This is a genomic window from Streptomyces sp. NPDC005302 (assembly GCF_040607345.1).
Lineage (GTDB): Bacteria > Actinomycetota > Actinomycetes > Streptomycetales > Streptomycetaceae > Streptomyces.
Genome location: NZ_JBEXGN010000012.1, coordinates 17978 through 31332 on the forward strand (window position 1 = coordinate 17978; position 13355 = coordinate 31332).

The following is a 13355-nucleotide window of genomic DNA, read 5'->3' on the forward strand; positions in this document are numbered from 1 at the left end:
GCGAGGGGCTTTTTCATTTCCTGAGTGTCAGCCGCTGGCAGAGACGATCGATGGAGCTTTGAGGATCATGAGCGAGACGAACACCGCTGCCACCGCCGAAGTGGCCGCGCCGCACCGCTACACGGCCGCCCTGGCGGCCGACATCGAGGCACGCTGGCAGGACTTCTGGGACGCCGAGGGCACGTACGAGGCGCCGAACCCCGTCGGGGACCTGGCGGGCGACCCCGACCTGGTCGCCAGGCCCAAGAAGTTCATCATGGACATGTTCCCGTACCCCTCCGGTGCGGGCCTGCACGTCGGGCACCCGCTGGGCTACATCGCCACCGACGTCTTCGCCCGCTTCCAGCGCATGACCGGTCACAACGTCCTGCACACCCTGGGCTTCGACGCCTTCGGCCTGCCCGCCGAGCAGTACGCCGTGCAGACCGGCACGCACCCGCGCGTGTCCACCGAGGCCAACATGGAGAACATGAAGGTCCAGCTGCGCGCGCTGGGCCTGGGCCACGACAAGCGCCGGTCGTTCGCCACGATCGACCCCGAGTACTACAAGTGGACCCAGTGGATCTTCCTGCAGATCTTCAACTCCTGGTACGACGACGAGGCCGCCAAGGCCCGCCCGATCGCCGAGCTGGTCGCGCAGTTCGAATCCGGTGAGCGCGGCGTCGGCGGCGGCCGCTCCTGGAACGAGCTGAACGCCGCCGAGCGCGCCGACGTCCTGAGCGAGTACCGCCTGGCCTACGCCTCCGACGCGCCGGTCAACTGGTGCCCCGGCCTGGGGACCGTCCTGGCCAACGAGGAGGTCACCGCCGACGGCCGTTCCGAGCGCGGCAACTTCCCCGTCTTCAAGGCCAGGCTGCGCCAGTGGAACATGCGCATCACCGCCTACGCGGACCGCCTGCTGGACGACCTGGACGCCCTGGACTGGCCCGAGGCCATCAAGCTGCAGCAGCGCAACTGGATCGGCCGCTCCGAGGGCGCCCGCGTCGACTTCCCCGTCGACGGGGAGGCCATCACGGTCTTCACCACCCGCCAGGACACCCTGTTCGGCGCCACCTACATGGTGCTGGCGCCCGAGCACCCGCTGGTCGAGAAGTTCACCCCGGCGGCCTGGCCCGAGGGCACCCACGAGGCGTGGACCGGCGGCCACGCGACGCCCGCCGAGGCCGTCGCCGCCTACCGCGCGCAGGCCGCCTCGAAGTCCGACGTCGAGCGGCAGGCCGAGGCCAAGGACAAGACCGGAGTCTTCACCGGCGCGTTCGCGACCAACCCGGTCAACGGCGAGCAGGTCCCCGTCTTCATCGCCGACTACGTGCTGATGGGCTACGGCACCGGCGCGATCATGGCCGTGCCCGCGCACGACACCCGCGACTTCGCGTTCGCGCGCGCCTTCGAACTGCCGGTGCGCTGCGTGGTCGAGCCCTCGGACGACCGCGGCACCGACGCCTCCACCTGGGACGACGCCTTCGCCTCCTACGACGCGAAGATCGTCAACTCCGCCGGTGACGAGATCTCCCTGGACGGCCTGGGCGTCGTCGACGCCAAGGCGCGCATCACCGAGTGGCTGGAGCGCCGGGGCATCGGCCGCGGCACCGTCAACTTCCGGCTGCGCGACTGGCTGTTCAGCCGCCAGCGCTACTGGGGCGAGCCCTTCCCCATCGTCTACGACGAGGACGGCATCGCCCACCCGCTGCCCGAGTCGATGCTGCCCCTGGAGCTGCCGGAGGTCGAGGACTACTCGCCGCGAACCTTCGACCCCGACGACGCGGACACGTCCCCGGAGACCCCGCTGTCCCGCAACGACGACTGGGTCCACGTCACCCTGGACCTGGGCGACGGGCGCGGCCCCCAGAAGTACCGCCGCGAGACCAACACCATGCCCAACTGGGCCGGTTCCTGCTGGTACGAGCTGCGCTACCTGGACCCGCACAACGACCGGAAGCTGGTCGACCCGGTCGTCGAGCAGTACTGGATGGGTCCCCGCGAGGGCCAGCCGACCGGCGGCGTCGACCTGTACGTCGGCGGTGCCGAGCACGCCGTGCTGCACCTGCTGTACGCCCGTTTCTGGTCCAAGGTCCTGTTCGACCTGGGCCACGTGTCCTCGGCCGAGCCGTTCCACAGGCTGTTCAACCAGGGCATGATCCAGGCCTACGTGTACCGCGACAGCCGCGGCATCGCCGTGCCGGCCGCCGAGGTGGAGGAACGCGACGGCGCCTGGTACCACCAGGGCGAGAAGGTCTCCCGGCTGCTGGGCAAGATGGGCAAGTCCCTGAAGAACGCGGTCACTCCGGACGAGATCTGCGCCGAGTACGGCGCGGACACCCTGCGCCTGTACGAGATGGCGATGGGCCCCCTGGACGTGTCCCGCCCGTGGGACACGCGCGCGGTGGTCGGCCAGTACCGCCTGCTGCAGCGGCTGTGGCGCAACGTCGTCGACGAGGCGACCGGTGAGGTCACGGTCGTCGACACCGCCGAGAGCGACGTCGACGAGAGCACGCTGCGGGCCCTGCACAAGGCCATCGACGGAGTGCGCCAGGACCTGGAGGGCATGCGGTTCAACACCGCCATCGCCAAGGTCACCGAGCTGAACAACCACCTGACCAAGGTGGGCGGCCCGGTCGCGCGCCCTGTGGCCGAGGCCCTGGTCCTGATGGTGGCGCCGCTGGCGCCGCACATCGCCGAGGAACTGTGGCGCCGGCTGGGCCACACCGAGTCGGTCGTCCACCAGGACTTCCCGGTCGCCGACCCGGCGTACGTCGTGGACGAGAGCGTGACCTGCGTCGTGCAGGTCAAGGGCAAGGTCAAGGCCCGCCTGGAGGTCTCCCCGGCCATCTCCGACGAGGAGCTGGAGAAGATCGCGCTGGCCGACGAGAAGGTCGTCGCGGCACTGGGCGGCGCGGGGATCCGCAAGGTCGTCGTGCGCGCGCCGAAGCTGGTCAACATCGTCACCGCCTAGCCCGGCGGCTTCGTCGGCGCGGCTCGGGGTAGTCCCCTACGGGCAGGTTCGGGGTTCTTCTGGAACTCGGAACCTGCCCGCAGCGTTTACCGTTGAGAGCGCGGCCATGGCTGCCGCGACCGGTCCGAGGAGGAGTGTGATGGGAACAGTGATCACCGTGATCGCCCTGCTCTTCCTGCTGTTCGTGGTGCTGGGCGCGTACGCGACGGTGAAGGTCGTCGGAGCCGCCAAGCGCGGCGTCGACCGCACGATCACGCAGGCCCGCCGCACCGTCGAGGACCACACCCTGCGCGCGAAGACCTTCACCCAGTTCGGTCCCCAGGGCGAGCTGGCCCAGCTCCGGCTGAAGCTGCGCACCTCGATGCGGGCCACCCAGGAGGCCCTCCAGGCGAGTGTGGCGGAGGACGAGTCCCTCAAGGAGTCCCTGAGCCTCTTCGAGCGGCTCAGCGCACACGGACACGAGCTGGACGCCGAGCTGAAGCGCCTGGAGGCCGAGCCCGACCGGGGCGCCCTCGCCGCCCGGCTGCCCGGACTGCGCGAGCGCACCGAGCGGATCACACGGTCGGCGGACTCCCTGCGCTGGGCCGCCCGCGACCGTGCCCACCGCTTCGCGGACGACGACCTGGACACCCTGAGCAGCCAGATCGACATGGAGGCCGGAGCGCTGCGGCACTGGACGAAGGAGCCGGGGCCCGCCGCGTCCTGGCCCGACGCCCCCGCGGCGGACGCCGCCACCTCCGGCGGACAGACCTGGCCGGAGACCCCGCAGCCCCGCACCGCGGAGCAGCAGACGCGCTCGGCCATCACGCCGCCGGGCCAACGCCCCACCTATCCCTGGCAGAAGAAGCCCCGCCCCGAGAGCACCACGTGACCGGGTCACCCCGGTCACAGCCCCCGGGGGCCGGGCTGCCACCCACCCTTTCCGACAGGTAACCTCCAGCTCATGTCCCGCCATGTCGCGATCGTCACCGATTCCACGGCCTACCTGCCGACGCGGACGATGGAGCGCCACGGCATCACAGCGGTCCCTCTGACCGTCGTCCTCGGTGACCAGGCGCTCGAGGAGGGCACCGAGATCTCGGCCCGTTCGCTGGCCCAGGCCCTCCAGAAGCGCCGCCCCGTCACGACCTCCCGGCCCAGCCCCGAGATGTTCGCCGAGACCTATCGCCGGGTCGCGGCGGCCGGCGCCACCGGCATCGTCTCCCTGCACCTGTCTTCGGAGTTCTCCGGCACCTACGACGCCGCCGTGCTCGCCGGGCGGGAGGCACCGGTGCCGGTGCGGGTGGTCGACACCGGGATGGTCGCGATGGCCCTCGGGTTCTGCGCGCTGGCCGCCGCCGAGTCCGCCGAGGCGGGCGGCACCGTCGACGACGCGGTGGCCGCGGCCGAGAAGCGGGCCGCGGGCATGTCCGCGTTCTTCTACGTCGACACCCTCGACTACCTCCGCCGTGGCGGCCGGATCGGCGCCGCACAGGCTCTGCTGGGGTCCGCGCTCGCCGTGAAACCGCTGCTCCAGCTCGACGACGGCCGCATCGAACTCCTCGAAAAGGTCCGCACGGCGTCCAAGGCCATCGCCCGCCTCGAAGAGCTCGTCGCGGAGCGGGCCGGCGGCGCCCAGGTCGACATCGCCGTCCATCATCTGGCCGCCCCCGAGCGGGCGTCGGCCCTCGCGGACCGGTTGCGTGCCCGCGTGCCCGGACTCGTCGAACTGCACGTGAGCGAGGTGGGTGCGGTGATCGGGGCTCATACGGGACCCGGGCTGCTCGCGGCGGTCGTCTCACCTCGCTGAGGCGTCCGTTTCCGCGGCGCGGGACCGACCGGGCCTGCACCGCTGTGGCGAATCCGACCCGGCCCACGGCCGTGTGAGTGACGGAGATATCCACAAGTGGGCCTTCGTCCACCGGAATTGACCAAGATCATCGCGAGAGGGTCGAGGTGGCGGATCCTCGCCGCATGGCACTTCGATCGAGTTCACGCACCGCGACACCCACCAGCGGCCCGGGCCGCGGCCCCGTCTCCGACGGCCGCAGTCGCCATCGCCGACACCACTCGAGGAGCCGCACGCACCGCCATGAGGCGTCGGCGGCCGCCCTGCGCCTGCGCGCGGAGGCGCTCCTCGCGCAACGGAGCTCGGGTCGCGGTGAGTTGGGGATCGATCCGCCGGGGGTGGACCGGGATGTGGGGGACGGTTCGGGGGTGCCGGTGGACCCGGCGGGACCGGCGGTGCCCGTGGGACCCGAGACCTTGGAGGGCCGGAGGAATCCGGAGGACGTGAAGGGGCCGCGGCGTCCGCGAGGGAGCACCGCGTGGGGGACGGGGCTTGTCGGGGGTGGTGAGGGGCTTCGGGAGAGCGCGAGGGGTCTTCAGGACGAGCGCGCCGAACCTTCGGGGCACGACGGTGACAGCTTCCTTGCCGCATGTGGAGCCGGGGTGGCCGGTCCGGGCGGGGAGCGTCACGAGGCGGTGCGTGCGCCCGCGAGGCAGGACCTCCGAGGGGTGGGGGCGTATGCCGAATGGCAGCTCTGGGCACGCGCTGCGTCGTTACGACCGGACGCGACGCGCGCCGGTTCGACGGAGGGGACCTCGGGCGACGTGGACCCGGACGCCGCCCGGTCCCGCGCGGGGTCCGCTGGGCGCCTCGGCGTCGAGTCCGGTTTGCCGTCCGACGCGCGTTCGGACGCGCTTACCGATCCGTATCTCGACCCGCTCGACCCGCTGCTCGACCCGCGCTCCGGCTCTCGGCGCGCATCGCGCCGCGACGCGTCTCGGGACGCGGTGGTGGGCATGGGTGCCGGAGCTCGTGCGGGAGCTCGCGTCGGTGACGGTGAAGCTGCCGGAGCGTGGCGGGAGCGGGTGGGGCCGGCCGTGCGGGAGAGGTTGCCGTTGTGGCTCCAGTCGCGATGCGGTCTTGAGCGCAGGAGCGTGGCCGCGCTGACGGTGTTGCTGGTCGCCGCGGCTGCCTTCGCCGTCCAGCATTTCTGGGTCGGCAGGCCGCAGCCGGTGCGTGCCCCCGAGGTGGTGCGGGCGGCGGCGCCGTTCGGGGGCCGGAGTGGGGAGCCTGAACAGCCGGGTACGGCACGGGGAGCGGGCGCCTCGACCGGAGCCTCCGGCCCCTCCGGTGCCGCCGGGAGCCGGATCGTCGTCGACGTCGGCGGCAAGGTGCGGGCCCCCGGGCTCCAGCGGCTGCCGACGGGCTCCCGGGTGGAGGATGCGCTGCGGGCGGCCGGCGGGGTGCGGCCCGGTACGGACACCGGCGGCCTCAACCGGGCGCGCCTGCTGGTGGATGGGGAGCAGATCGTGGTCGGAGCACCGGCGTCTCCACCGGGGGCGGGGCCTGCCGGAGCAGGGCTCGCCGGAGCGGGGTCCGCCGGGGCCGGAGGAGGCGCGGCCGGGGGTGTGCCCTCCGCGCCGGTCGCCCTCAACACCGCCACGGTCGATCAGCTCGACACGCTGCCCGGCGTCGGCCCCGTGCTGGCCCGGCACATCCTCGACTACCGCACGGCGCACGGCGGTTTCCGCTCGGTCGACGAACTCCGCGAAGTGAACGGAATCGGCGACCGCCGCTTCTCGGACCTCCGTGACCTGGTGCAGCCATGAGTGATTCCGGATGGAGGAGCGGTGTGCGGGACGCCGGGCAGTCGGATGCTCCCCGCCCGGTGGGCCGCAGGTCCGTCCACGCCGACTCCGGGAACAGGCTCGGCGCCGCACACCCTCGGGTGGAGGGGCCGGTTGATCTCCGGCTCGTGCCGCCCGCCCTGGCGGTCTGGGCGACCGCCGCCGTGCTCGTGGGGGCGTCACCGGGGTGGGTGACGGGCGTGGCCATGGTGTCCCTGGTGGCCGGAGGCATGTTGTTGTCGGCAGGGCGGGCCGATGCGCGTTCGGAGTCGCCGGGCGACCCCGCCATAACCCTGGGCGACTCCGCCGTTCCCTTGGGCGACCCCGTGCGCCGCCGACGCGGGACATCCGCCGCCCGCCGACGCGGGGCATGCGCGGCCCGGCGGCGTGGGGGAGCGCGGCCGGGTGCGTGGCCCCGCATCTCCGCGGCCGCTGTGCTCCTCTGTGTCTCCGCGGCTGCGGCCTCCGCGGGCCTGCACGGCGCGGACGTGCGGCGCGGCCCCGTTCCGGCGCTCGCGAAGAGGTTCGCCCAGGTGACGGCCGACGTGGAGGTCACCTCCGATCCACGGTTCACCCGGCCCCGGATCACCGGCGACCACATGGCGCCGACGGCGCTGCTCTTCGACGCGCGGGTCAGGAGGATCGTCGAGGCCGACGGCACGGTGCTCGCCACCCGGACGCCGGTGCTGGTGATCGTCGACGCGCGCTCGCGGCGCGGGCCTGCCCAGGCGTCCGGTGAACGCTCACCCTGGTTGTCGTTGTTGCCGTCCACACGGGTGCGGGTGGCGGCGCGGGTCGTGCCCGCTCTGTCCGACGGAGGCGACATCGCGGCGGTGCTGCGGGTGCGGGGGAGTGCGCCGCCGGAGGTGGTGGGGGAGCCCTCCGGGCCGCAGCGGTTCGCCGGGCGGCTCCGGGAGGGGCTGCGGGAGGCGACCGACGGTCTGGAGACGGATGCGCGGGCCCTGCTGCCCGGCCTGGTCGTCGGGGACACCGCACGGATCACGCCGGAGCTGGACGAGGACTTCAAGGCGACCGACCTCACCCACCTCCTCGCCGTCAGCGGGGGCAACTTCACGATCCTGCTCGCCCTGTTCATCGGCCCGGCGGGCCTCGCCCAGCGGGTGGAGCGGCGCGGCCTCGCACCCCGGTTCGGTGTCCCGCTCCGGGCGACCGCGCTGCTCGGCGGTGCGCTCACCCTCGCGTTCGTGATCGTGTGCCGGCCGGACCCGAGCGTGCTGCGGGCGGCGGCGTGCGGATCGATCGCGCTGCTCGCCATCGCGACAGGGCGCCGCAGGTCGCTCATCCCTGCGCTGGCCACCGCGGTACTGCTGCTGGTGCTGTACGACCCCTGGCTGTCCCGCAGTTACGGATTCCTCCTTTCGGTGCTCGCCACCGGCGCCCTGCTGACGGTCGCCCCGCGCTGGAGCGCGGCGTTGCGTCGGCGCCGGGTGCCTCCCCGGTTGGCGGAGGCTCTCGCCGCGGCCGCCGCGGCGCAGGCACTGTGCGCACCTGTGGTCGCCCTGTTGTCGGCACGGGTGAGCCTGGTGGCGGTGCCGTGCAATCTGCTCGCGGAGTTCGCGGTCGCGCCGGCCACGGTGCTGGGCTTCGGGACGCTGGCGACGGCCTCGGTGGCGATGCCGGTTGCCAAGGTCCTTGCGTGGTGTGCCGGTTGGCCCGCCCGGTGGATCGCGGACATCGCGCGCACGGGCGCCGCGCTGCCCGGCGGGGGAGTGGACTGGCCGGGCAGTTGGGCGGGCGCGGGTCTGCTGGCGCTCGTCACGGTGGTCGTCGTGCTCGTCGGCCGGAGACTGCTGCGGCATCTCTGGCTGAGTGCCGCCTGCCTCGTGCTGTTCCTGCTCGTCGTCGTGCAGCCGCCGCCGTTGACGAGGGTGATCACGGGATGGCCGCCGCCCGGCTGGCGGTTCGCGATGTGCGATGTGGGGCAGGGAGACGCGACGGTGCTGTCCGCGGGTGACGGCAGCGCCGTGGTGGTGGACGCAGGTCCGGACCCGGTCGCGGTCGACCGCTGTCTGAGCACCCTCGGCGTCACCAGGATCCCGCTCGTCGTGCTCACGCACTTCCACGCCGATCATGTCGCGGGACTGCCGGGCGTGCTCGACGGGCGGTCGGTGGGCGCGATCGAGACAACCGGGTTCGAAGAACCGCCGGATCAGGCCGAGTTCGTGCGACGGGAGGCGGCCGCGCGGCACATCCCCGTGACCCGCGCCGTGGCAGGGGAGCGGCGGCGCACCGGCAGGCTCGACTGGCAGGTGCTGTGGCCGCCACCGGATCCGGCCCCGACGCCGGACGGTCCGAACGACGCGAGCATCGCGCTGCTCGTCAGGTCGTCCGGGCTGCGGCTGCTGTTGCTCGGAGACCTCGAACCACCCGCGCAGCAGGCCCTGTTGAGATCACCGGCGGCCGTGGAGGTGCGCAACGTGGACGTTCTCAAGGTCGCCCATCACGGGTCCGCCTACCAGGATCCCGAGCTCATACGCCGTGTGGCGCCGCGTCTCGCGCTCATTTCCTGCGGCAGACACAACGTCTACGGGCATCCCGCCCCGAGTACGGTGCGGGCGCTGCGGGCCGGGGGCGCGGTGGTGCTGCGGACCGACGAGGACGGGTCGCTCGCCGTCACGGGTGCGGGCGGAGGCCTGAGTGTGGCGGGACACTGAGGTCATGAATTCCGCACAGGCCGACGCCTACCTCCGCCGTATCGGGGCTCAGCACCCCGCGTGGCCCACGTCCGACGTGCTGCGCGACCTCCAGCTGCGCCACCTGACGACGGTGCCGTTCGAGAACCTGTCGATCCACCTCGGTGAGGAGATCGTGCTGGACGAGAAGAGGCTGCTCGACAAGCTGGTGGGCGCTCGCAGAGGGGGCTTCTGCTACGAACTGAACGGCGCCTTCGGGGCGTTGCTGAGCTCGCTCGGTTTCGACGTGACGTTGCTCGCGGCGCGGGTGTACGGGGACGACGGTAAGCCCGGGATTCCCTACGACCATCTCGCGCTGCGGGTGCGGACGGTGGACGGCGGCGACTGGATCACCGATGTCGGGTTCGGGGCGCACAGCCACTATCCGTTGGCCTTCGGGGAGCGGGGCGAACAGCGGGATCCGGCCGGGGTGTTCGGGGTCGTCGAGTCCGGGCCGGACGCGGCGGGGGTGCGGGGCGCCGGGGACGGGCGGGAGAGCAAGGACCTGGACGTCGTCCTGGGCGACAAACGCCAGTACCGGCTGGAGATGAGGCCGCGGGTGCTCGAGGACTTCGTCGTCGGGGCCTGGTGGCACAGCACGTCGTCGCTCTCGAACTTCTCCCGTTCGCTGGTCTGCTCGCGGGTCACGAAGGACGGGGGACGGATCACGCTCAGCGGCAGGAAGTTCACGGTGACGGACCCCGACGGGGCGAAGGAGGTGGTGGAGGTCGCCACGGACGATGAGGTGCTGGCGGTGTACCGGGAGCGCTTCGGTATCGAGCTGGACCGGGTTCCGGAGGTCAGGGCGGCGGGGTGACTCCCCTTCCGGTCCGGGGAGGGAGCCGGGCGTCGTGACCGCTCCGGACACGGACGCCACCCTCCCGGCCGGGCTCAGCGCCGTCCGGCTCGCGGATCCTCCGGGCACCGGCCCGTCCGGCTCAGCACCCCTCGGGGCTCAGCTCCGTCCGGCTCCGCGGGGCTCGGCTCCGTCGGGCTTCGGCTCGTCCGGATCCTCCGGGCACCGGCCCGTCCGGCTCCGCACACTCCGGGCACCGGCCCGTCCGGCTCCGCACACTCCGGGTACCGGTCCGTCCGGATGCCGCCGGTGCAGATCCAGGGCCGACTCCCAGTGCCGAGCCCTAGCCGAGTCGGGCTGAGCCGAGCCGAGTCGGGCTGAGCCGAGCCGAGTCGGGCTGAGCCGAGTCGGGCCGAGCCGAGCCGAGCCGAGTCGGGCCGAGCCGAGCTGAGCAGGGCCGAGCTGAGTCGGGTCGGCCCCTGCCCATGGCCCCGTTCTGGGCCCCTGCTCACCTTCGGAGGGCGCCCCGGGGGCCGGCCGTTCCGGACGTACCGGAAAATGTCCGTGTGAGCGAAGTGAGACATGTGCTGGTGCTGCCCGACCGCGATGCCGCGGAAGAGGCGGCGGAGGCCGTCGGGGACAGGTTCGGACTGCACGAGGAGCCGCAGCTCGTCCGGGACGCGCTGGCAGGAGAGGACGACGCCGAGGACGCGCAGTGGCTCCTCGTCCTGACGGACGCCGACGAGCGGCTGGACCCGAAGGAGCTGGACGAGTTCGCGGGGGAGTGGGACGGCTGGCGCGAGGAGCCGTAGACGAGGGCCGTAGACCAGGGCCGTAGACCAGGGCGGCCGAATGATCTCTGTCCTCGGTGCCTCGGTGCCTCGGTGCCTCTGTCCCGCCGGTCCTGCACGGCGCCGGGGGACATCGGGGGCAGGTCGGAGCAGGTCAGGGGCAGGGGCGCTGTGCGCCGCTCCGGGGCCGGTTCCGCAGGGTCGGGATCGTGTGGGGGCGGTGGGCGCCCGGGGCCGGTTGTCAGCGGCGCGTGGGATGCTTTCGAGGATGGCCAAGAAGACCGCACAAGACGATCCCCTCGCCCCTGTCACGCTCGCCGTGGGTCAGGAGGACCTCCTGCTCGACCGTGCCGTCCAGGAGGTGGTGGCCGCGGCCCGGGCCGCCGACGCCGACACGGACGTACGGGACCTCACCTCGGACCAGTTGCAGCCCGGCACGCTCAATGAGCTGACGAGCCCCTCGCTCTTCGCCGAGCGCAAGGTCGTGGTCGTACGCAACGCGCAGGATCTGTCGGCGGACACGATCAAGGACGTCAAGACGTATCTCGGGGCGCCGGCCGAGGAGATCACCCTGGTGCTGCTGCACGCCGGCGGCGCCAAGGGCAAGGGGCTGCTGGACGCCGCACGCAAGGCGGGGGCGCGGGAGGTCGCGTGCCCCAAGATGACGAAGCCGGCGGACCGGCTGGGGTTCGTGCGGAGCGAGTTCCGGGTCCTGGGGCGCTCGGCCACGCCGGAGGCGTGTCAGGCGCTGGTGGACTCCATCGGGAGCGACCTGCGCGAGCTGGCGTCGGCGGTGACGCAGCTGACCGCGGACGTCGAGGGGACGATTGACGAAGCGGTCGTCGGGCGCTACTACACGGGGCGGGCCGAGGCGTCCAGCTTCACCGTGGCCGACCGGGCCGTCGAGGGTCGGGCTGCCGAGGCGCTGGAGGCGTTGCGGTGGTCGCTGTCGACCGGTGTGGCTCCCGTCCTGATCACCAGTGCGCTCGCACAGGGGGTGCGGGCGATCGGGAAGCTGTCCTCGGCGCGGGGCGGCCGGCCCGCCGATCTCGCCCGTGAGCTGGGGATGCCGCCCTGGAAGATCGACCGGGTGCGGCAGCAGATGCGCGGGTGGACGCCGGACGGGGTCTCCGTGGCCCTGCGGGCCGTGGCGGAGGCGGACGCAGGGGTCAAGGGCGGCGGCGACGACCCGGAGTACGCGCTGGAGAAGGCGGTCGTGACGATCGCCCGCGCGGCCCGCTCCCGTCGCTCCTAGGGTCCCGGTTTCGAGATCCTGCGTCACCGGCCACCTGGTCGAGGGCTCACCGACCAGCGGCTTGGTGCTGGACGCCCCTCACGTGGTGTCGCAGAAACTCACGACCGGTTCACTAGGGACCGTCCACCACGGACAGGCCACCACCTGGACCCCTCGGCCGACCCAAGGCAGCCCCGTCGGCCCCGGCGTGCCCTGCCCCCCCGGCCGCTCCCGACCGCCGGACAGGCCACCACCTGGACCACTCGGCCGGCCCAGGGCAGCCCCGTCGGCCCCGGCGTACCCCGTCCCCCGGCCGCTCCCGACCGCCGGACAGGCCGCCACCGGGACCACTTCGGCCGACCCGAGGCAGCCCACTCGGCCCCGGCCGTTCCCGTACGCCGGACAGCGCACGGCCCCGGGGCAGAGCCCTCTCCACCCCGCCCTCCCCACCACCGCATGCCGAAGGCCCCGCTCGTCTCCCGTAGCGGGAGGAAGCGGGGCCTTCGGTTGGAGCTGGGTGGATCCACGCCCGCGTGGCGAACGCAGATCGTGCGCGGATCCGGGGTGTCGGTCGGGAGCGGAGAGAGAGGGCCCGCTCGGGTCCGGCCGACGGTCACGTCAAGCAGTTCAGAGGGTGAGCCCGAAGGGCTCAGCCGACTCAGCCCTTGAGGGCGGCGACCTTCGAAGCAAGCGCCGACTTCTTGTTGGCGGCCTGGTTCTTGTGGATGACGCCCTTCGAGACGGCCTTGTCGAGCTGGCGCGACGCGGCGCGCGTGTACTCGGTGGCCTTCTCGACGTCACCCGCGGCCGAAGCCTCGCGGGCCTTGCGGATCGCGGTCTTCAGGGAAGACTTGACGGCCTTGTTGCGCAGCCGGGCCTTCTCGTTGGTCTTGATCCGCTTGATCTGGGACTTGATGTTCGCCACGAATGAGCCTTTACAGGTTCAGGCAGGCGAGACAGCACGTCTCACCCGCCGTTTGATTTTCTTGGGTGCGTCTCCTGCTAGAGAGGGCACGAGACACAGCCACCCAGGCTACCAGCCCCCGTACGACCGGCCCAAACCGGTCTCCCGCGGTCCGCCGGGGAGACCCTTGGACGCACGGCGGACACCTCCCCCGGGCGCACGGCGGACACCTGCCCGGGCGCCTCGAACGAGCGGGGCGATCCCCGTACACACGGCCCAAACCGGTCGCAGCTCCCCGCGCGTGGGACGATGGAGCCTACGTATCGATCCGACCCGAGGCGACAGGCGCCTCAAGAGACAGGACCCTGC

General features: G+C 72.6%; 9 protein-coding genes. 8 read left to right on the forward strand and 1 reads right to left on the reverse strand.

The annotated features are described in order from the left end of the window. The first annotated feature begins 67 nt into the window (after positions 1 to 67). The 8 genes from leuS to holA all read left to right on the forward strand — a co-directional run bounded on the left by leuS (position 68) and on the right by holA (position 12103). Complete coding sequence (gene leuS / locus ABZT74_RS19535; RefSeq protein WP_356436397.1) at positions 68 to 2953, forward strand: leucine--tRNA ligase; 2886 nt, start codon at positions 68 to 70, stop codon at positions 2951 to 2953. A gap of 139 nt (positions 2954 to 3092) precedes the next feature. Next, positions 3093 to 3824 (forward strand): hypothetical protein, encoded by a 732-nt coding sequence (locus ABZT74_RS19540; protein ID WP_356436400.1) that lies wholly within the window; start codon positions 3093 to 3095, stop codon positions 3822 to 3824. 72 nt (positions 3825 to 3896) lie between these two features. Next, positions 3897 to 4742 carry a DegV family protein gene (locus ABZT74_RS19545; protein WP_356436403.1) on the forward strand — a complete coding sequence of 282 codons (846 nt, stop codon included), beginning with the start codon at positions 3897 to 3899 and terminating at the stop codon, positions 4740 to 4742. Between the two features lie 989 nt (positions 4743 to 5731). Further along, positions 5732 to 6550 (forward strand): ComEA family DNA-binding protein, encoded by an 819-nt coding sequence (locus ABZT74_RS19550; protein WP_356436616.1) that lies wholly within the window; start codon positions 5732 to 5734, stop codon positions 6548 to 6550. A gap of 224 nt (positions 6551 to 6774) precedes the next feature. Further along, entirely contained in the window at positions 6775 to 9243 is a 2469-nt protein-coding gene (locus tag ABZT74_RS19555) for a ComEC/Rec2 family competence protein (protein ID WP_356436619.1), read from the forward strand. A gap of 4 nt (positions 9244 to 9247) precedes the next feature. After that, positions 9248 to 10078, forward strand: a complete 831-nt coding sequence (locus tag ABZT74_RS19560; protein ID WP_356436406.1) for an arylamine N-acetyltransferase — start codon at positions 9248 to 9250, stop codon at positions 10076 to 10078. A 545-nt stretch (positions 10079 to 10623) separates the two neighbouring features. Next, entirely contained in the window at positions 10624 to 10869 is a 246-nt protein-coding gene (locus ABZT74_RS19565; protein WP_355863492.1) for a hypothetical protein, read from the forward strand. Positions 10870 to 11116: 247 nt separating this feature from the next. After that, a complete protein-coding gene (holA, locus tag ABZT74_RS19570) occupies positions 11117 to 12103 on the forward strand; it encodes a DNA polymerase III subunit delta (protein ID WP_355863494.1) in 987 nt (328 codons plus the stop codon). Positions 12104 to 12740: 637 nt separating this feature from the next. On the opposite strand, the gene rpsT is transcribed toward holA, so the two are convergent. After that, on the reverse strand, positions 12741 to 13007 hold the full coding sequence (gene rpsT / locus ABZT74_RS19575; protein WP_081217227.1) for a 30S ribosomal protein S20: 267 nt from the start codon (positions 13005 to 13007) through the stop codon (positions 12741 to 12743). Positions 13008 to 13355 lie beyond the last annotated feature (348 nt).

What these genes read in the sequence shown, in the direction of transcription:
- leuS (WP_356436397.1), top strand. Translation starts at nt 68, where the DNA reads ATGAGCGAGACGAACACCGCTGCCACCGCCGAAGTGGCCGCGCCGCAC.
- ABZT74_RS19540 (WP_356436400.1), top strand. Translation starts at nt 3,093, where the DNA reads ATGGGAACAGTGATCACCGTGATCGCCCTGCTCTTCCTGCTGTTCGTG.
- ABZT74_RS19545 (WP_356436403.1), top strand. Translation starts at nt 3,897, where the DNA reads ATGTCCCGCCATGTCGCGATCGTCACCGATTCCACGGCCTACCTGCCG.
- ABZT74_RS19555 (WP_356436619.1), top strand. Translation starts at nt 6,775, where the DNA reads ATGGTGTCCCTGGTGGCCGGAGGCATGTTGTTGTCGGCAGGGCGGGCC.
- ABZT74_RS19560 (WP_356436406.1), top strand. Translation starts at nt 9,248, where the DNA reads ATGAATTCCGCACAGGCCGACGCCTACCTCCGCCGTATCGGGGCTCAG.
- holA (WP_355863494.1), top strand. Translation starts at nt 11,117, where the DNA reads ATGGCCAAGAAGACCGCACAAGACGATCCCCTCGCCCCTGTCACGCTC.